The sequence below is a fragment of the Stenotrophomonas sp. STEN056 genome (genome assembly GCF_056759635.1).
In genome coordinates this window covers 93,639-113,602 of record NZ_JBRRDL010000006.1, presented here as the reverse complement: position 1 = coordinate 113,602, position 19,964 = coordinate 93,639, and the positions used below count along the sequence as shown (strand labels likewise).

The following is a 19,964-nucleotide window of genomic DNA, read 5'->3' as shown; positions in this document are numbered from 1 at the left end:
TCTGATGGCACAGACCAAGCGTGAGAAGGCCGCAAAGGCCGCCGTTGTCCCGGGCAAGGCGTATGCCTTCGATGAGGCTATCAATATCCTGAAGACCGTCAGCAAGGCCAAGTTCGTCGAGTCGATCGACGTGGCCGTGCGCCTGGGCGTGGATGCGAAGAAGTCCGACCAGCAGGTCCGTGGCTCCACCGTGCTGCCGGCTGGTACCGGCAAGTCGGTCCGCGTCGCCGTGTTCGCACCGGCCGGTGCCAAGGCTGACGAGGCTCTGGCCGCTGGCGCCGAGGCCGTCGGCATGGACGACCTGGCCGAGAAGATGCAGGCCGGCGATCTGAACTATGACGTCGTCATTGCTACCCCGGACGCGATGCGCGTTGTCGGTAAGCTGGGCACCGTGCTGGGCCCGCGTGGCCTGATGCCGAACCCGAAGGTCGGCACCGTTTCGGCCAACCCGGCTGAAGCCGTGAAGAATGCCAAGTCGGGTCAGGTGCGTTACCGCACCGACAAGGCCGGCATCATCCACTGCACCATCGGCAAGGCCAGCTTCGAAAACGGCGCGCTGCAGTCGAACCTGCAGGCGCTGCTGCTGGACCTGATCAAGGCCAAGCCGGCCACCTCGAAGGGCACCTACCTGCAGAAGGTTTCGGTCAGCTCGACGATGGGCCCGGGCGTGACGGTTGATCAGTCCTCGCTGACCCTGAAGTAATTGTTTCAAGCGGCCTCGGTACCCTTGGTGCCGAGGCCGTCATTTTGAAGGCGTCGCGCGGGCTTGCCTGCGTGGAGCCGTCAAAGACCGCAGGCGCGGTCAGCGCATACCGGCGACGGGCACGGAGGCTCGATCTGGCAAGGAGTCGCCGCCGGCATAGCGGGATCGCTTAATCGATTCTTCACCGGATCAACCTGCGTAGATGGTGATGCCCTTCTGGAGTTTTCTGGTTTAACGCACGTCTGGGGTAACCCAGGTTGGCCCACTCCAGGTCTAGAACGGCCACCACCGGAACATCACCCGATGTTCCCGGCGTCCAGGACGGATGCCGCCCAGGACCGCACACGGCTAGGAGCCGTAAGCGGAATTTGTTTGAAGCAGGGTGTTGAGGTTCGGCCAGGGAGGCCAGCAACAGTAGCATTGCCGCTCATTGCCAATCCCGGATCCCGAATCACCAATCCCCGCTTAAACGGAGGAGTGCAATGGCTCTCAATCTGTCCCAGAAGCAAGAAGTAGTCGCCGAACTGGCAGACGTCGCCGCCAAGGCTCACTCCTTGATCGCAGCCGAATACGCTGGCACCACGGTCGCTCAGATGACCGCGATGCGTAAGCAGGCCCGCGAAACCGGCGTTTTCTTGAAGGTTGTCAAGAACACGCTGGCCGCGCGCGCCGTTGAAGGCACCGATTTCGCAGTTGCAAAGGACCAGATGGTTGGTCCGCTGCTGTATGCGTTTTCGCTTGAGGAGCCCGGCGCAGCCGGTCGCCTGATCAAGGAAGCCGCCAAGGGCAACGACAAGCTGAAGGCAAAGGTCGTGGCAATCGGTGGGGAAATCTTCCCGGCCAGCCACGTCGAAGTGCTGGCATCGCTGCCGACCCGTGATCAGGCCCTGGCCATGCTGGCCCGCGTCCTGACCGAGCCGGTGACCATGTTCGCCCGCGCCGTCAAGGCTGTCGGTGAAAAGCAGGAAGGTGGTGCAGCTGCTGAAGCTGCCGAGCCGGCCGCTGAAACCGCCTAAGTTCGACGTCTTAGTGGTTCTGTAAAGAACCTCATCCCAGAATATTTTCAAAAGGTAATCAAAATGTCCCTTACCAACGAACAGATCGTCGACGCTATCGCCGAGAAGTCCCTGATGGAAGTGATGGAGCTGGTCAAGGCCATCGAAGAGAAGTTCGGCGTTTCGGCCGCTGCTCCGGTTGCTGTTGCTGCCGCTGGCCCGGTTGCTGCTGTTGAAGAGCAGACCGAATTCAACGTCATCCTGAAGGATGCTGGCGCCAAGAAGGTTGAAGTGATTAAGGCCGTCCGTGCCATCACCGGCCTGGGCCTGAAGGAAGCGAAGGATCTGGCCGAAGCCGGTGGCGTCGTGAAGGAAGGCGCTTCGAAGGAAGACGCCGACAAGTTCAAGAAGGAACTGGAAGCCGCCGGCGCCACCGTCGAGCTGAAGTAATCAGTTCCTTGCGTCGCCATCGATTCACGGCGATGCAGCCAGGGCTGGGGGTGTAAACCCCCGGCCCTTGGTCGTTTCAGTCCGCAACTGGTTTGCGGAAGGTTCTGCCCGGATGGCTGCCGTCGTTGATGGCGCTGATCGGTAAAGCCCAACTTCGTGTTTTAACGAGTTGGCAGTTGGAAGTAGCGGGAGAAGGCGTGCTGGTGCCGGCAATACCAGCGACTTCCAACTGACAATTTCAAGTTCCCTTCCAGGTTGTGGGCGCACAACCTGAACAACAAGGTGGAAGATCTCATGACGTCTTATTCGTACACCGAAAAGAAGCGCATCCGCAAAGATTTCGGCAAGCAGCGCTCGATCCTCGAAGTGCCGTTCCTGCTCGCCATCCAGGTCGACTCCTACCGTGAGTTCCTGCAGGAAAACGTTGACCCGGCCAAGCGTTCGGAGCATGGCCTGCACGCTGCGCTGAAGTCGGTGTTCCCGATTTCCAGCTACAGCGGCAATGCGGCGCTGGAGTATGTCGGTTACAAGCTGGGCGAGCCGGTATTTGACGAGCGCGAGTGCCGCCAGCGTGGCATGAGCTACGGTGCGCCGCTGCGCGTGACCGTCCGCCTGGTCATCTACGACCGCGAGTCGTCCACCAAGGCGATCAAGTACGTGAAGGAGCAGGAGGTCTATCTGGGCGAAATCCCGCTGATGACCGACAACGGCACCTTCATCGTCAACGGTACCGAGCGCGTCATCGTGTCGCAGCTGCACCGTTCGCCGGGCGTGTTCTTCGACCACGACCGTGGCAAGACCCACAGCTCGGGCAAGCTGCTGTACAGCGCCCGCATCATTCCTTACCGCGGCTCCTGGCTGGACTTCGAGTTCGACCCGAAGGATGCGCTGTTCACCCGTATCGACCGCCGCCGCAAGCTGCCGGTGTCGATCCTGCTGCGCGCACTGGGCTACAACAACGAAGAGATGCTGGCCGAGTTCTTCGAGGTCAACACCTTCCACATCAACCCGGACGAAGGCGTGCAGCTGGAGCTGGTGCCGGAGCGTCTGCGTGGCGAAACGCTGGGCTTTGACCTGGCTGACGGTGACAAGGTCATCGTGGAAGCCGGCAAGCGCATCACCGCGCGCCACATCAAGCAGCTGCAGGCCTCGGGCATTGCCGCCCTGGCCGTGCCGGACGACTACCTGGTTGGCCGCATCCTGTCGCACGACGTGGTTGATGCGAACACGGGTGAACTGCTGGCCCAGGCCAACGACGAAATCAGCGACGAGCAGCTGCAGAACTTCCGCAAGGCGGGTGTGGATGCGGTGGGCACGCTGTGGGTGAACGACCTGGACCGTGGCCCGTACCTGTCCAACACCCTGCGCATCGATCCGACCAAGACGCAGCTTGAAGCGCTGGTCGAAATCTACCGCATGATGCGTCCGGGCGAGCCGCCGACCAAGGACGCCGCACAGAACCTGTTCCACAACCTGTTCTTCACCTTCGAGCGCTACGACCTGTCCACGGTCGGCCGCATGAAGTTCAACCGCCGTGTCGGCCGCAAGGAAGTCACCGGCGAAGCCGTGCTGTACGACAACAAGTACTTCGGCGAGCGCAACGACGAAGAGTCCAAGCGTCTGGTCGCCGCGCATGGCGAAGGTTCGGACATCCTGGACGTGATCAAGGTGCTGACCGAGATCCGCAACGGCCGTGGCGTGGTCGATGACATCGATCACCTGGGCAACCGCCGCGTGCGTTCGGTCGGTGAAATGGCCGAGAACGTGTTCCGCGTGGGCCTGGTCCGCGTCGAGCGCGCGGTCAAGGAGCGCCTGTCGATGGCCGAGTCGGAAGGCTTGACCCCGCAGGAGCTGATCAACGCCAAGCCGGTTGCCGCTGCCATCAAGGAATTCTTCGGTTCCTCGCAGCTGTCGCAGTTCATGGACCAGAACAACCCGCTGTCGGAAGTCACGCACAAGCGTCGTGTCTCGGCCCTGGGCCCGGGCGGTCTGACCCGCGAGCGTGCCGGCTTCGAAGTGCGCGACGTGCACCCGACCCATTACGGCCGCGTCTGCACCATCGAAACGCCGGAAGGCCCGAACATCGGCCTGATCAACTCGCTGGCCGTGTTCGCACGCACCAACAAGTACGGCTTCCTGGAAACCCCGTACCGCAAGGTGCACGACGGCAAGGTCTCCGACGAGGTCGAGTTCCTGTCGGCCATCGAAGAAAACGAGTACGTCATCGCCCAGGCCAACGCCCTGACCGATGCAAAGAACATGCTCACCGAGCAGTTCGTGCCGTGCCGTTTCCAGGGTGAGTCGCTGCTCAAGCCGCCGGCGGAAGTCCACTTCATGGACGTCTCGCCGATGCAGACCGTGTCGGTCGCTGCGGCGCTGGTTCCGTTCCTGGAGCACGATGACGCCAACCGTGCACTGATGGGCGCCAACATGCAGCGTCAGGCCGTGCCGACCCTGCGTGCGCAGAAGCCGCTGGTGGGTACCGGCATCGAGCGCGCGGTTGCGCGTGACTCGGGTGTGACCGTGAACGCCCGTCGTGGCGGTGACATCGTGCAGATCGACGCTGGCCGCATCGTGGTCAAGGTCAACGAGAACGAGATCACCGACGCCGCGGATGCCGGCGTGGATATCTACAACCTGATCAAGTACACCCGTTCGAACCAGAACACCTGTATCAACCAGCGTCCGCTGGTGAACGTGGGTGATGTGATCGCGCGTGGCGACGTGCTGGCCGACGGCCCGTCCACCGACATCGGTGAGCTGGCACTGGGCCAGAACATGCTGATCGCGTTCATGCCGTGGAACGGCTACAACTTCGAAGACTCCATCCTGCTGTCCGAGCGCGTGGTGGAAGAAGATCGTTACACCACGATCCACATCGAAGAGCTGACCTGCGTCGCACGTGATACCAAGCTGGGGCCGGAGGAAATTTCCGCCGACATCCCGAACGTGTCCGAGCAGGCCCTGAACCGCCTGGACGAATCCGGCGTGGTGTACATCGGTGCCGAAGTGCGCGCCGGCGACATCATGGTTGGCAAGGTCACGCCGAAGGGCGAAAGCCAGCTGACCCCGGAAGAGAAGCTGCTGCGCGCCATCTTCGGCGAGAAGGCCTCCGATGTTAAGGACAGCTCGCTGCGCGTGCCGCCGGGCATGGACGGCACCGTCATCGACGTGCAGGTCTTCACCCGCGACGGCATCGAGAAGGACAAGCGTGCGCGTCAGATCGAAGAGTCCGAAATCAAGCGCGTCAAGAAGGATTTCGACGACCAGTTCCGCATCCTGGAAGCGGCCATCTATGCACGTCTGCGTTCGCAGATCGTGGGCAAGGTGGTCAACGGCGGCCCGAACCTGAAGAAGGGCGACAGCGTTTCCGACGCTTACCTGGACGGCCTGAAGAAGGCGGACTGGTTCACCCTGCGCATGAAGGACGACGACGCAGCCGAAGCCATCGAGCGTGCCCAGATGCAGATCCAGGCGCACGAGAAGGAATTCGAGCGTCGCTTCGCCGACAAGCGCGGCAAGATCACCCAGGGTGACGATCTGGCACCGGGCGTGCTGAAGATGGTCAAGGTGTTCCTGGCCGTGAAGCGTCGCATCCAGCCGGGTGACAAGATGGCAGGCCGCCACGGCAACAAGGGTGTGGTCTCCAATGTGGTGCCGGTCGAAGACATGCCGTACATGGCCGATGGCACCACGGTGGACATCTGCTTGAACCCGCTGGGCGTGCCGTCGCGTATGAACATCGGCCAGATTCTGGAAGTGCACCTTGGCTGGGCCGCAAAGGGCCTGGGCAAGCGCATCCAGGGCATGCTGGAACAGCAGCGTGCGGTGAGCGAGCTGCGTGAGTTCCTGGGCAAGATCTACAACCACGACTCCAAGCTGTCCGGTGAGCGCGTGGATCTGAGCCGCTTCAGCGATGAAGAGCTGATCAACCTGGCCAAGAACCTGACCGACGGCGTGCCGATGGCAACCCCGGTGTTCGACGGCGCGCTGGAAGAAGAAATCCGCGTGATGCTGGACCTGGCTTACCCGAGCGGCGCCCCGGAAACCGAGGTGCTGGGCTTCAACGCCAGCAAGACGCAGATGCAGCTGTATGACGGCCGCACCGGCGAGGCGTTTGATCGCCAGACCACCGTGGGCTACATGCACTACCTGAAGCTGAACCACCTGGTCGACGACAAGATGCACGCCCGTTCGACCGGCCCGTACTCGCTGGTTACCCAGCAGCCGCTGGGCGGCAAGGCGCAGTTCGGTGGTCAGCGCTTCGGTGAAATGGAAGTCTGGGCGCTGGAAGCCTACGGCGCGGCCTACACCCTGCAGGAAATGCTGACGGTGAAGTCCGATGACGTGCAGGGCCGCAACCAGATGTACAAGAACATCGTCGACGGTGAGCACGAGATGGTCGCGGGCATGCCGGAATCCTTCAACGTGTTGGTGAAGGAAATCCGCTCGCTGGCCATCAACATGGAACTGGAAGACAACTGAGATTGGGAATAGCGATTCGGGATTCGGGATTGGCAGCGCGCCAGTCCCGGGTTCTGCATCCCCGCTCTGACAAATCCCCAATCTCGAATTCCGAATCCCGGAGAAGAACATGAAAGACCTGCTCAACCTCTTCAACCAGCAGCGCCAGACGCTGGACTTCGACGCGATCAAGATCGCGCTGGCCTCGCCGGACCTGATCCGTTCGTGGTCCTTCGGCGAAGTGAAGAAGCCGGAAACCATCAACTACCGTACCTTCAAGCCGGAGCGTGACGGCCTGTTCTGCGCCGCCATCTTCGGGCCGGTCAAGGACTACGAGTGCCTGTGCGGAAAGTACAAGCGCATGAAGCACCGCGGTGTGGTCTGCGAAAAGTGCGGCACCGAAGTGACCCTGGCCAAGGTGCGTCGTGAGCGCATGGCGCACATCGACCTGGCATCGCCGGTCGCGCACATCTGGTTCCTCAAGTCGCTGCCGTCGCGCATCGGCCTGATGCTGGACATGACCCTGCGCGACATCGAGCGCGTGCTGTACTTCGAAGCCTACGTGGTGACCGAGCCGGGCCTGACCGCCCTGGAGCGCCGCCAGCTGTTGACCGAAGAACAGTACCTGCAGGCCCGCCAGGAACACGGCGATGACTTCGACGCCGCCATGGGCGCCGAAGCCGTCTACGAACTGCTGCGCACCATCGACCTGCAGGCCGAAATGGTGAAGCTCAAGGAGGAAATCGCCTCCACGGGTTCGGAAACCAAGCTCAAGCGTCTGACCAAGCGCATCAAGCTGGTCGAAGCCTTCCTCGAGTCGGGCAACCGCCCGGAGTGGATGGTGATGACCGTGCTGCCGGTGCTGCCGCCGGATCTGCGCCCGCTGGTGCCGCTGGACGGTGGCCGCTTCGCGACCTCCGACCTGAACGACCTGTACCGCCGCGTCATCAACCGCAACAACCGTCTGCGCCGCCTGCTGGAGCTCAACGCTCCGGACATCATCGTGCGCAACGAAAAGCGCATGCTGCAGGAATCGGTTGACGCCCTGTTGGACAACGGCCGTCGCGGCCGTGCCATCACCGGCACCAACAAGCGTCCGCTCAAGTCGCTGGCCGACATGATCAAGGGCAAGCAGGGTCGCTTCCGTCAGAACCTGCTGGGCAAGCGCGTCGACTACTCGGGCCGTTCGGTGATCACCGTCGGTCCGTACCTGAAGCTGCACCAGTGCGGCCTGCCGAAGAAGATGGCGCTGGAGCTGTTCAAGCCGTTCGTGTTCGCCAAGCTGCAGCGTCGCGGCCTGGCCACCACCATCAAGGCGGCCAAGAAGCTGGTCGAGCGCGAAGAAGGCGAAGTCTGGGACGTCCTGGAAGAAGTCATCCGTGAGCATCCGGTGCTGCTGAACCGTGCGCCGACCCTGCACCGTCTGGGCATCCAGGCGTTCGAGCCGCTGTTGATCGAAGGCAAGGCCATCCAGCTGCATCCGCTGGTGTGTACTGCGTTCAACGCCGACTTCGACGGTGACCAGATGGCCGTCCACGTGCCGCTCTCGCTGGAAGCCCAGCTGGAAGCGCGTGCGCTGATGATGTCCACCAACAACATCCTGTCGCCGGCCAACGGCGAGCCGATCATCGTGCCGTCGCAGGACGTGGTGCTGGGCCTGTACTACATGAGCCGCTCGCTGGTGAACAAGAAGGGCGAGGGCATGATCTTCGCCAACACCAACGAAGTGAAGCGGGCCTACGACAACCGTCTGGTCGAGCTGCACGCACAGGTCAAGGTGCGTATCACGCACGTTGAGCGCGACGAAGAAGGCAACAAGGTCAGCAGGACCTCGATCCAGGACACGACCGTTGGCCGTGCGCTGCTGAGCGAGATCATGCCCGAAGGCCTGCCGTTCGAGCTGTGCAACACCGAGATGACCAAGAAGAACATCTCGCGCCTGATCAACCAGAGCTACCGCCTGCTTGGCCTGAAGGACACCGTGGTGTTCGCCGACAAGCTGATGTACACCGGCTATGCCTATGCAACCCGCGCCGGCGTGTCGATCGGTATCGACGACATGCTGATCCCGTCGGAGAAGAAGGGCATCCTGGGCGAAGCTGAAGCCGAAGTGCTGGAAATCCAGGAGCAGTACCAGTCCGGTCTGGTCACCGCGGGCGAGCGCTACAACAAGGTGGTCGACATCTGGTCGCGCACCAATGAGCGCATTGCCAAGGCGATGATGGAAACCATTGGTACCGAGAAGGTCGAAGGTTCCGACGGCAAGATCGTCGACCAGAAGTCGATGAACTCGCTGTACATCATGGCCGACTCCGGTGCCCGTGGTAGCCAGGCGCAGATCCGTCAGCTGGCCGGTATGCGCGGCCTGATGGCGCGTCCGGACGGCTCGATCATCGAGACGCCCATCAAGGCGAACTTCCGTGAAGGCCTGAACGTGCAGGAGTACTTCAACTCCACCCACGGTGCCCGTAAGGGTCTGGCCGATACCGCGTTGAAGACGGCGAACTCGGGTTACCTGACCCGTCGTCTGGTTGACGTGGCGCAGGACGTGGTGATCACCGAGGTCGACTGCGGCACCAACGAAGGCCTGACCATGATTCCGATCGTGGAAGGCGGCGACGTTGTGGAACCGCTGAAGGACCGCGTGCTGGGCCGCGTCGTGGCCGAGGACGTGTTCCTGCCGGGCAACGACGAAGATCCGATCGTCACCCGCAACACGCTGCTCGACGAGCAGTGGGTGAACAAGCTGGAAGAAGCGGGCGTGCAGTCCATCAAGGTCCGCTCGACCATCACCTGTGCCTCGTCCTTCGGCGTGTGCAGCCAGTGCTACGGTCGTGACCTGGCGCGTGGCCACATCGTCAACATCGGTGAAGCAGTGGGCGTCATCGCTGCACAGTCGATCGGTGAGCCGGGTACCCAGCTGACCATGCGTACGTTCCACATCGGTGGTGCGGCGTCGCGTGCGGCTGCGGTGGACAACATCACCGTCAAGACCACCGGCTCGGTGAAGTTCTCCAACCTCAAGCACGTCGAGCACGCCAACGGTTCGCTGGTGGCGGTGTCGCGCTCGGGTGAAATCTCCGTGCTCGATCCGCACGGCCGCGAGCGTGAGCGCTACAAGCTGCCGTACGGTGCCACCATCACCGTCAAGGACGCTGCCGAGATCAAGGCTGGCCAGACCGTGGCCAACTGGGATCCGCATAACCACCCGATCGTTTCGGAAGTGGCAGGCTTCGTGCGCTTCATCGACTTCATCGACGGCGTCACCGTCATCGAGAAGACCGACGAACTGACCGGCCTGGCATCGCGTGAAATCACCGATCCGAAGCGTCGTGGCTCGCAGGCCAAGGATCTGCGTCCGCTGGTCCGCATCGTCGATGGCAAGGGCAATGACCTGACCATCCCGGGCACCGACCTGCCGGCACAGTACCTGCTGCCGCCGCGCTCGATCGTCAACCTGCAGGACGGCGCCCCGGTGGGCGTGGGTGACGTTGTCGCCAAGATTCCGCAGGAAGCGTCGAAGACCCGCGACATCACCGGCGGTCTGCCGCGCGTTGCCGACTTGTTCGAAGCGCGCAAGCCGAAGGATCCGGCGATCCTGGCCGAGCGTTCGGGCATCGTCAGCTTCGGCAAGGACACCAAGGGCAAGCAGCGCCTGATCATCAAGGACACCGATGGTTCCGAGCACGAAGAGCTGATTCCGAAGTACCGCCAGATCATCGTGTTCGAAGGTGAGCACGTGACCCGCGGTGAAACCGTGGTGGACGGCGAGCCGAGCCCGCAGGACATCCTGCGCCTGAAGGGCGTGGAAGAGCTGGCACGTTACCTGGTCAAGGAAATCCAGGACGTGTACCGCCTGCAGGGCGTGAAGATCAACGACAAGCACATTGAAGTGATCTCGCGCCAGATGCTCCGCAAGGTGGAAATCACCGACCAGGGCAGCAGCAAGTTCCTCAACGGTGAGCAGGCCGAGCGCCAGCGCGTCATCGAGGAGAACGCCAAGTTGGTTGCGCGCAACGAGCTGCCGGCCCAGTTCGATCCGGTGCTGCTGGGTATCACCAAGGCATCGCTGGCGACCGAATCGTTCATCTCGGCGGCGTCCTTCCAGGAAACCACCCGCGTGCTGACCGAAGCTGCCGTGCGCGGCACCTCGGACAACCTGCGCGGCCTGAAGGAAAACGTGATCGTCGGCCGTCTGATTCCGGCCGGCACCGGCTTGGCGTACCATGCCCAGCGCCGCCGTGGTGCTTCGGGTCTGACCGACTCGGAACTGCAGACCCTGTCCGGTTCTGCAGCGGTGGTGGAAGCTGAAGTTTCGGCACCGGAAGCTGAACAGGCTGCCGGCGGCGAAGAGTAATAGCGAGAATCGCCGGCCCTCCGGGGCCGGCAGTTCAACCTGAACGGGGTACATGGAGGCCCCCCTGTAACAGCCCGGGATCAGGGCTGGCCTGAAGGGAGTGCGTTTGACTGCACTTTCTGCGGGTTGCTACAATCGTCTGTCTCAGCAGGCCAAAAATTTGGCCTGCTTTACATTTTCCGCATCCTTGGCCGTTTTTACGGCCCCAATCAGAAGAACCTACTGATGGCGACGATCAACCAGCTGGTACGCAAGCCGCGGCAAGCGACCACCTACAAGAGTGCCTCGCCGGCGCTCGACAAGTGCCCGCAGCGCCGTGGCGTCTGCACGCGCGTTTACACCACCACCCCGAAGAAGCCGAACTCGGCCCTGCGTAAGGTCGCCAAGGTGCGCCTGACGAACCAGGAAGAGGTCATCAGCTACATCGGTGGTGAAGGCCACAACCTGCAGGAGCACTCCGTGGTCCTGATCCGCGGCGGCCGTGTGAAGGATCTGCCGGGTGTGCGTTACCACACCGTCCGTGGCTCGCTCGACGCCGCTGGCGTTGCCAAGCGCCGTCAGGCGCGTTCCAAGTACGGCGCCAAGCGTCCGAAGGCCTAAGGAGTAAGACATGTCACGTAAAGGTAATACTCCGCAGCGTTCGGTCCTGCCCGATCCCAAGCACGGAAGCGAAACCATCGCCCGTTTCATCAACATGGTGATGCTGAGCGGCAAGAAGTCCGTTGCTGAAAAGATCGTCTATGGCGCCATGGACGTGATCAGCGAAAAGAACCCGAACGCAATCGAGCTGGTGCAGAAGGCACTGGACAACGTTGCTCCGGGTGTCGAAGTGAAGTCGCGCCGCGTCGGTGGTGCCACCTACCAGGTGCCGGTCGAAGTGCGTGCTTCGCGCAAGATGGCGCTGGCAATGCGTTGGCTGATCGACTCGGCCCGCAAGCGTGGTGAGAACACCATGCCGCGCAAGCTGGCTGCTGAACTGCTGGACGCCTCGGAAAACCGTGGCGGCGCCATCAAGAAGCGCGAAGAAACCCACCGTATGGCGGAAGCGAACAAGGCCTTCGCTCACTACCGCTGGTGAGTTATGGGGGCCTTGCAAACTGGGCCCCTGGCACCCATTTGGTGCTGCTTGTAGCGCTTTGAGCGCTGCTTAAACCCGAAGGCCGCCGCAAGGCGGCGTTCGGCCATCCGAATTCCAAGAAATTGAGAGGCTCCCCGTGGCCCGCAACACTCCCATCGAGCGTTACCGCAACTTCGGCATCATGGCTCACATCGATGCAGGCAAGACCACTACGTCCGAGCGCATCCTGTTCTACACCGGCAAGAACCATAAGCTGGGCGAGACGCACGATGGCTCCGCCACCATGGACTGGATGGAGCAGGAACAGGAACGTGGCATCACGATCCAGTCCGCTGCGACCACCGCGTTCTGGAAGGGCATGGACAAGTCCCTGCCGGAGCATCGCTTCAACATCATCGACACCCCCGGGCACGTTGACTTCACCATCGAAGTGGAGCGTTCGCTGCGCGTGCTCGACGGCGCGGTGTTCGTGCTGTGCGCCGTGGGCGGCGTGCAGCCGCAGTCGGAGACCGTGTGGCGCCAGGCCAACAAGTACCACGTGCCGCGCATCGCGTTCGTCAACAAGATGGATCGCACCGGCGCCAACTTCCTGAAGGTCCGTGACCAGCTCAAGGCCAAGCTCGGCGCCGTCGCCGTGCCGATGCAGTTGCCGATCGGTGCTGAGGAAGGCTTCAAGGGCGTGGTCGACCTGATCAAGATGAAGGCCATCCATTGGGATGAGGCTTCGCAGGGCATGAAGTTCGAGTACGGCGAAATCCCGGCCGACATGCAGGATGCTGCTGAAGAAGCGCGCACCTTCATGATCGAAACCGCGGCTGAAGCCAGCGAAGAGCTGATGGAAAAGTACCTGGGCGGCGAAGAGCTGGCCGAGGGCGAAATCATCGAAGCGCTGCGTACCCGTACCCTGGCCGTGGAAATCGTGCCGATGTACTGCGGCTCGGCGTTCAAGAACAAGGGCGTGCAGGCCATGCTGGACGGCGTGGTGCAGCTGCTGCCGTCGCCGGTGGACGTGCCTGACGTGAAGGGTACGGACGTTGATGACGACGCCGTCGAAATGAGCCGCAAGTCCGATGACAAGGCTCCGTTCTCGGCACTGGCGTTCAAGATCATCACCGACCCGTTCGTCGGCGCGCTGACCTTCTTCCGCGTCTATTCCGGCGTGCTGAACGGTGGCGACACCGTGCTGAACTCGGTGAAGGGCAAGAAGGAGCGCATCGGCCGCATCCTGCAGATGCACTCCAACAACCGTGAAGAAATCAAGGAAGTGCTGGCCGGTGACATCGCCGCTGCGGTGGGCCTGAAGGACACCACCACGGGTGACACGCTGTGCGCTGTCGATGCACCGATCGTGCTCGAGCGCATGACCTTCCCGGAGCCGGTGATCTCGATGGCTGTCGAGCCCAAGACCAAGTCGGACCAGGAAAAAATGGGTCTGGCACTGGGTCGCCTGGCACAGGAAGATCCGTCGTTCCGCGTCAAGACCGACGAAGAATCCGGCCAGACCATCATTTCGGGCATGGGCGAGCTGCACCTGGACATCATCGTTGACCGCCTCAAGCGCGAGTTCAGCGTTGAAGCCAACGTCGGCAAGCCGCAGGTGGCCTACCGCGAAACCATCCAGGCCGCTGACGTCAAGTCGGACTACAAGCACGCCAAGCAGTCCGGTGGTAAGGGGCAGTACGGTCACGTTGTGATCGAGCTGTCGCCGATCACCGCTGAAGACCGCGCTGATCCGAAGATCGGTCCGATGATCAAGGACGACTTCCTGTTCCTCAACGAAATCACCGGCGGCGTGATCCCGAAGGAATTCATTCCTTCCGTGGAAAAGGGCCTGCGCGAAACCATCACCAGCGGTCCGCTGGCTGGCTTCCCGGTGGTGGACGTCAAGGTGAAGCTGGTGTTCGGCTCCTACCATGACGTTGACTCGTCGGAAATGGCGTTCAAGCTCGCCTCGTCGATGGCCTTCAAGCAGGGCTTCGCCAAGGCCAAGCCGGTGCTGCTGGAGCCGATCATGAAGGTCGAGATCGTGACCCCGGAAGACTACCAGGGTGACGTGATGGGCGACGTCAGCCGCCGTCGTGGCGTTCTGCAGGGTTCGGGCACCACGGGTGACGGCTCGGCCAGCATCATCAATGCGATGATCCCGCTGGGCGAAATGTTTGGTTACGCCACCGCGCTGCGTTCGCAGACCCAGGGTCGCGCAACCTTCACGATGGAGTTCGACCACTACGAGCCGGCGCCGAACAACATCGCCGACACCGTCATCAAGAAGGCCTGAGTCATCTGACTCAGGTCCTCCAATCAAATTTCAGCTAATCAAGGAATCAAAATGTCCAAGGGTAAGTTCGAACGCACCAAGCCGCACGTCAACGTCGGCACCATCGGCCACGTTGACCATGGCAAGACCACGCTGACCGCCGCACTGACCAAGATCGGTGCCGAGCGCTTCGGTGGCGAGTTCAAGGATTACTCCTCGATCGACGCCGCGCCGGAAGAAAAGGCGCGTGGTATCACGATCTCGACCGCACACGTTGAGTACGAATCCGACACCCGTCACTACGCCCACGTGGATTGCCCGGGCCATGCTGACTACGTCAAGAACATGATCACCGGCGCTGCGCAGATGGACGGCGCGATCCTGGTGTGCTCGGCCGCTGACGGCCCGATGCCGCAGACCCGTGAGCACATCCTGCTGTCGCGTCAGGTCGGCGTGCCGTACATCGTCGTGTTCCTGAACAAGGCCGACATGGTGGACGACGCCGAGCTGCTGGAACTGGTTGAAATGGAAGTCCGCGAGCTGCTGAGCAAGTACGACTTCCCGGGCGACGACACCCCGATCATCTCGGGCTCGGCTCGCATGGCGCTGGAAGGCGACCAGAGCGAAATCGGCGTGCCGGCCATCCTGAAGCTGGTCGACGCCCTGGACAGCTGGATCCCGACGCCGGAGCGCGACGTGGACAAGCCGTTCCTGATGCCGGTGGAAGACGTGTTCTCGATCTCGGGCCGCGGCACCGTGGTGACCGGCCGTATCGAGCGCGGCGTGATCAAGGTCGGCGAAGAAATCGAAATCGTCGGTATCCGTCCGGTCCAGAAGACCACCGTCACCGGCGTGGAAATGTTCCGCAAGCTGCTGGACCAGGGTCAGGCAGGTGACAACGCCGGTCTGCTGCTGCGCGGCACCAAGCGTGACGACGTCGAGCGTGGCCAGGTGCTGGCCAAGCCGGGTTCGATCAAGCCGCACACCCAGTTCGACGCCGAAGTGTACGTGCTGTCGAAGGACGAGGGCGGCCGTCACACCCCGTTCTTCAAGGGCTACCGTCCGCAGTTCTACTTCCGTACCACCGACATCACGGGTGCGGTTGAGCTGCCGGAAGGCGTTGAGATGGTGATGCCGGGCGACAACGTGAAGATGGCTGTCACCCTGATCAACCCGGTGGCAATGGACGAAGGTCTGCGCTTCGCCATCCGTGAAGGCGGTCGTACCGTCGGCGCCGGTGTCGTTTCCAAGATCATCGCGTAATTACGCCGCGCTTCCTCCGGAAGCAAGGTGTTGAGAAAAGGGTGGCCCTTGGGTCACCCTTTTTTTGTTTGCCGGAACTTGCCAGGCGCATTTGCTCGCCGTGTTTGATCGGTTGTTTCGGCCAGCCTTGCTGGATCTGTCCGTTCAATGTTTCCAGTGGCGGAACACACGCCGTGGCCCGTCATGCTTGATGGGGTGTCGTGCGCTGGACGAACGATGCGTGGATACACTCGGTCGTGGCGTGAGGGCGCCGGGCAAGCAAGGGAGCGGGTAATGATTGAGTTCAAGAGATTGCGGCAGTGCGCCTGCGTGGCATTGCTGATCGCTGTCGGAGTGGGGCCGTTGCAGGCGGCGGTGCCGTCGCCGAAGTCGCACTTTGGCTTTGATATCGGCGATGACTACATGCTCGCCAACTACACGCAGACCGAGGCGTATTTCCGGCAGGTTGCAGCCACGTCCGACCGTTTCCAACTGGTGGAACTGGGCAGGACGTCGGAAGGGCGCGCGCAGCTGATGCTGGTGGCGTCCTCGCCGGCCAACCTGGCACGGCTTGAGGAATACCGCCAGGTTTCCGAGCGCCTTGCGCGGGCGCGTGATGATGATGCGGCGGCGCGTGCGTTGGCTGCGAAGGGCAAGGCAGTGGTGTGGATTGACGGCGGCCTGCATGCCAATGAAACCGTCGGCGCGCACCAGCTGATCGAGACGGTGTGGCAATTGGCCAGCCGCGATGATGCTGAAACCCGGCGCATCCTCGACGACACCATCGTGCTGCTGGTACATGCCAACCCGGACGGCCAGGAGTTGTATTCGGATTGGTACATGCGCGAGCCGGTGCCGGCCAAGCGCGTGCTCGACAAGCCGCCGCGTCTTTACCAAAAGTACGCAGGGCACGACAACAACCGCGATTTCTACATGGCGGCGCTGCAGGAGACGCGCAATCTCAACCTGGCGATGTACACCCGCTGGTACCCGCAGATTGTCTACAACCATCACCAGACCTCGCCCAAGGGCACGGTCATTGTGATTCCGCCGTATCGCGATCCGTACAACTACAACATCGACGCGATGATCCCGGTCGGGCTGGAGGCGCTGGGCGCGGCGATGAACCTGCGCTACCTGCAGGAGAACAAGCCCGGTGCGGTGTCCAAGGGCGGTAGCGTGTATTCGACGTGGTGGAATGGCGGCCTGCGCACCATGCCGTACTTCCACAACATGCTGGGCGTGCTGACCGAGATCACCGGCAACCCGACGCCGATGCAGATCCCGTTCCTGCCGGAGCGGCAGCTGCCGGACAGCAACCTGCCGGCGCCGGTGGCGGCGCAGACTTGGCATTTCCGCCAGTCCATCGACTACAGCCTCACCGCGAACTGGGCGCTGTTGGATTACGCCTCGCGCAACCGCGAGCAGTTGCTGTGGAACATCTATCGCATGGGGCGCAACTCCATTGAGCGCGGCAGTCGCGATAGTTGGACGGCGAGCCCGGCGGCGCTGAGTGGCGCTGCGGAACAGGCCAAGGCCGCATCCAAGGGTAAGTCCAGCGAACTGACGCAGGCGCAGGTAGCGGCCCTGTTGCAGCGCCCGGACCAGCGGGATGCGCGCGGCTATGTCATTCCTGCCAATCAGGCGGACCTGCCGACCGCGGTGGCCTTCATCAATGCGCTGCAGCTGGCGGGTGTCGAAGTGCAGCGCGCCCGTGCGGATTTCAAGGTGAGCGGCAAGGCGTACCCGGCGGGCTCGTTCGTGGTGCGCGCGGACCAGGCGTTCCGTCCGCATGTGCGCGACATGTTCGAGCCGCAGGATCATCCGCATGATTTCGAATATCCGGGTGGGCCGCCGATCGCGCCTTACGACTCGGCGGGCTGGACGCTGGCCTTGCAGATGGGTGTGGCGTTCGATCGTGTGCGGGAGGATTTCCAGGGGCCGTTCGAGTCCTTGGCGGTTGGCGTGCTGCAGGTGCCTGCCGATGCCGCGGTGCCGGCATCGGACACGGGCTGGGTGCTGGATGCGCGGATCAATAATGCGGTGATCGTGGTCAATCGCCTGTTGAAGGCGGGTGTGGCTGTGCAGCGTCTGCCGTCGCAGGACGGTGCTTACTTCATCGCGCCGGACAATCGCACGGCGTTGATCGCGGCGTTGCATGAAACCGGCGTGGTTGCAGCTGTGGCGGGGAAGGGCGCCAGTGCTGACGGCGCGTCGATTCGTGCGCCGCGCATCGGCTTGTGGGACCGCTATGGCGGTTCGATGGTGTCCGGGTGGACGCGATTGGTGCTGGAGAACTTCGGCTTCGATTACGAAGTGGTGTATCCGCAGCAGATACTCGCCGGCAATCTGCATGAGCGTTTTGACGTGCTGCTGTTGCCCAGTGGTGCGTTGCCGTTGCCGGAGGCATTGGCCATCGAGGGCAAGGCCGGCCGCACGCCGGCATCGCCGGCCGCAGCCGGAATTCCGGCGGAGTTCCATGGGTTGCTTGGCGAACTGGAGGACGAGGCTGCCACGCAGGTGCTGCGTGACTTCCTGCACAAGGGAGGGCATGTGGTGGCCACTGGCTCGTCCAGTGGTCTGGCGCTCGCGCTGGGGCTGCCGGTGTCCAGCCATCTGCGCAAGGCAGGGGCGGAAGGGCGTTCCGAGCCGTTGAGCCAGCGCGAGTACTACATTCCGGGCAGTGTGTTGCAGGTGGCGGTGGACAAGGGAAGTTCGGTGAATTGGGGGCTTCCCGGGCAGTTGGATGTGTATTTCTCCGATGGCCGCTGGGATAATGCGCCGGTATTCGATCTGCCGGCGGGCCGGGCTGACATCCGCCCGCTACTGCATTTCGACTCGGCGACGCCGCTGCGCAGCGGCTGGGCCTGGGGCCAGGAGCACCTGCAGGGTGGGGTGCTGGCGGCCGAGGCTGATGTCGGCGCAGGCCGCCTGGCGTTTTTCGGCACGGACATTACCTTCCGGTCGCAGACCCACGCGTCGTTCAAGCTGCTGTTCAACAGCCTGCTGCGGGCCGAAGCGGTGGGGGCAGGCGCGCCGGAGTAGGGTGGCTCCCCTGTGGCAGGCCCGCCGGGCCTGCCCGAAGCTGAAGCGTTGGTGACCCCGCTGGGCGCCGACTTGCATGGGCTGGAAAATACTGACAGAATGCACGACCACTCGCGGAGGTCACGTTCATCGTGTCTTCCGCAACCAGCGAAAGGAGGAGCAGGACGCACCTCGTATTCGCCAGACAAGGACAGGTCGCGTGGGTCACTCCAGGGTATCGGGGTGGTTTCTGCGCGTTTGAGCATGTCTGGGGCGGGCCGGGGAACCGGGCCGCCTTGCTGTTTTGAAGGGATTCTCGTTGACGGGAGGTGCTCGCGCGCCGACCGTCGTTTTCATGGGGTCTGGCACACACAGAGGCCAGGCCTGTCGCTCTTTAGACCTATAGGAACACCGTCATGGCGGACCAAAAGATCCGGATTCGGTTGAAGGCGTTCGATCATCGTTTGATCGACCGTTCGGCCAGCGAGATCGTTGAAACGGCCAAGCGGACCGGCGCGCAAGTGCGTGGCCCGATCCCGCTGCCAACCAAGATCGAGCGTTACACCATTCTCGTCTCCCCGCACGTCGACAAGGACGCGCGTGACCAGTACGAGACCCGCACGCACAAGCGCGTGCTCGATATCGTCGACCCCAACGACAAGACCGTGGACGCGCTGATGAAGCTCGAACTGGCTGCCGGCGTTGACGTTCAGATCAAGTTGACCTGAGGACTACGACCATGACGAAGAAATATTCGTTGGGCTTCGTGGGCCGCAAGGCCGGCATGAGCCGCGTTTTCACTGAAGATGGCCAGTCCATCCCGGTGACCCTGATTGAAGCCACCCCGAACCGCATCGCGCAGATCAAGACCGTCGAAACCGACGGCTACAGCGCCGTGCAGGTGACCGTCGGCGCCCGTCGCGCTGCACTGGTCAACAAGCCGGAAGCCGGCCACTTCGCCAAGGCGAAGGTCGAAGCCGGTCGTGGCCTGTGGGAGTTCCGCGTTGAAGACGCACAGGTCGGCGATTTCGCCGTCGGTGGCGAAGTCAAGGCGGACATCTTTGAAGTCGGCCAGAAGGTTGACGTCCAGGGTGTCACCAAGGGTAAGGGCTTCCAGGGCACCATCAAGCGCCACAACTTCCGCATGGGCGATGCAACCCACGGTAACTCGCTGTCGCATCGCGCGCCGGGTTCGCTGGGTCAGCGCCAGACCCCGGGTCGCGTTTTCCCGGGCAAGAAGATGTCCGGCCACATGGGTGCTGTGCAGCAGAGCACGCAGAACCTGGAAGTGGTCAAGGTCGACGTCGAGCGTGGTCTGATTGCCATCCGCGGTGCCGTGCCTGGCGCAGCTGGTGGTGACGTGATCGTGCGTCCGGCTAGCAAGGCATAAGGAG

At 62.6% G+C, this 19,964-nt stretch carries 12 protein-coding genes; all 12 read left to right on the top strand.

Features of this window, described 5'->3' with window-relative positions:
* Positions 1 to 4: 4 nt before the first annotated feature.
* On the top strand, positions 5 to 703 hold the full coding sequence (gene rplA, locus ACVOLO_RS05685; protein ID WP_481569299.1) for a 50S ribosomal protein L1: 699 nt from the start codon (positions 5 to 7) through the stop codon (positions 701 to 703).
* Positions 704 to 1,185: 482 nt separating this feature from the next.
* Positions 1,186 to 1,719 (top strand): 50S ribosomal protein L10, encoded by a 534-nt coding sequence (rplJ, locus tag ACVOLO_RS05680; RefSeq protein ID WP_481569298.1) that lies wholly within the window; start codon positions 1,186 to 1,188, stop codon positions 1,717 to 1,719.
* Between the two features lie 63 nt (positions 1,720 to 1,782).
* Entirely contained in the window at positions 1,783 to 2,148 is a 366-nt protein-coding gene (gene rplL / locus ACVOLO_RS05675) for a 50S ribosomal protein L7/L12 (RefSeq protein ID WP_481569297.1), read from the top strand.
* 294 nt (positions 2,149 to 2,442) lie between these two features.
* Positions 2,443 to 6,633: a DNA-directed RNA polymerase subunit beta gene (rpoB, locus tag ACVOLO_RS05670; RefSeq protein ID WP_481569296.1), complete on the top strand. Its 4,191-nt coding sequence runs from the start codon at positions 2,443 to 2,445 to the stop codon at positions 6,631 to 6,633.
* A 109-nt stretch (positions 6,634 to 6,742) separates the two neighbouring features.
* Positions 6,743 to 10,969 carry a DNA-directed RNA polymerase subunit beta' gene (gene rpoC / locus ACVOLO_RS05665; protein WP_481569295.1) on the top strand — a complete coding sequence of 1,409 codons (4,227 nt, stop codon included), beginning with the start codon at positions 6,743 to 6,745 and terminating at the stop codon, positions 10,967 to 10,969.
* A 225-nt stretch (positions 10,970 to 11,194) separates the two neighbouring features.
* Entirely contained in the window at positions 11,195 to 11,569 is a 375-nt protein-coding gene (gene rpsL, locus ACVOLO_RS05660) for a 30S ribosomal protein S12 (protein ID WP_004145320.1), read from the top strand.
* Between the two features lie 10 nt (positions 11,570 to 11,579).
* The gene (gene rpsG, locus ACVOLO_RS05655; protein WP_313321353.1) at positions 11,580 to 12,047 is read left to right on the top strand and encodes a 30S ribosomal protein S7; all 468 of its coding nucleotides are present in this window, start codon (positions 11,580 to 11,582) and stop codon (positions 12,045 to 12,047) included.
* A gap of 136 nt (positions 12,048 to 12,183) precedes the next feature.
* Positions 12,184 to 14,325 (top strand): elongation factor G, encoded by a 2,142-nt coding sequence (gene fusA, locus ACVOLO_RS05650; protein WP_481569294.1) that lies wholly within the window; start codon positions 12,184 to 12,186, stop codon positions 14,323 to 14,325.
* Between the two features lie 51 nt (positions 14,326 to 14,376).
* Positions 14,377 to 15,567, top strand: a complete 1,191-nt coding sequence (gene tuf / locus ACVOLO_RS05645) for an elongation factor Tu (protein WP_481569293.1) — start codon at positions 14,377 to 14,379, stop codon at positions 15,565 to 15,567.
* 273 nt (positions 15,568 to 15,840) lie between these two features.
* Positions 15,841 to 18,591: a M14 family metallopeptidase gene (locus ACVOLO_RS05640; RefSeq protein ID WP_481569292.1), complete on the top strand. Its 2,751-nt coding sequence runs from the start codon at positions 15,841 to 15,843 to the stop codon at positions 18,589 to 18,591.
* Between the two features lie 395 nt (positions 18,592 to 18,986).
* Positions 18,987 to 19,298: a 30S ribosomal protein S10 gene (gene rpsJ / locus ACVOLO_RS05635; RefSeq protein ID WP_010341589.1), complete on the top strand. Its 312-nt coding sequence runs from the start codon at positions 18,987 to 18,989 to the stop codon at positions 19,296 to 19,298.
* An 11-nt stretch (positions 19,299 to 19,309) separates the two neighbouring features.
* Positions 19,310 to 19,960, top strand: coding sequence for a 50S ribosomal protein L3 (rplC, locus tag ACVOLO_RS05630; RefSeq protein ID WP_481569291.1), 651 nt, complete (start codon positions 19,310 to 19,312; stop codon positions 19,958 to 19,960).
* Positions 19,961 to 19,964 lie beyond the last annotated feature (4 nt).

Coding starts and splice junctions, on each gene's coding strand:
- rplA (WP_481569299.1), top strand. CDS start 5: ATGGCACAGACCAAGCGTGAGAAGGCCGCAAAGGCCGCCGTTGTCCCG.
- rplJ (WP_481569298.1), top strand. CDS start 1,186: ATGGCTCTCAATCTGTCCCAGAAGCAAGAAGTAGTCGCCGAACTGGCA.
- rplL (WP_481569297.1), top strand. CDS start 1,783: ATGTCCCTTACCAACGAACAGATCGTCGACGCTATCGCCGAGAAGTCC.
- rpoB (WP_481569296.1), top strand. CDS start 2,443: ATGACGTCTTATTCGTACACCGAAAAGAAGCGCATCCGCAAAGATTTC.
- rpoC (WP_481569295.1), top strand. CDS start 6,743: ATGAAAGACCTGCTCAACCTCTTCAACCAGCAGCGCCAGACGCTGGAC.
- rpsL (WP_004145320.1), top strand. CDS start 11,195: ATGGCGACGATCAACCAGCTGGTACGCAAGCCGCGGCAAGCGACCACC.
- rpsG (WP_313321353.1), top strand. CDS start 11,580: ATGTCACGTAAAGGTAATACTCCGCAGCGTTCGGTCCTGCCCGATCCC.
- tuf (WP_481569293.1), top strand. CDS start 14,377: ATGTCCAAGGGTAAGTTCGAACGCACCAAGCCGCACGTCAACGTCGGC.
- ACVOLO_RS05640 (WP_481569292.1), top strand. CDS start 15,841: ATGATTGAGTTCAAGAGATTGCGGCAGTGCGCCTGCGTGGCATTGCTG.
- rpsJ (WP_010341589.1), top strand. CDS start 18,987: ATGGCGGACCAAAAGATCCGGATTCGGTTGAAGGCGTTCGATCATCGT.
- rplC (WP_481569291.1), top strand. CDS start 19,310: ATGACGAAGAAATATTCGTTGGGCTTCGTGGGCCGCAAGGCCGGCATG.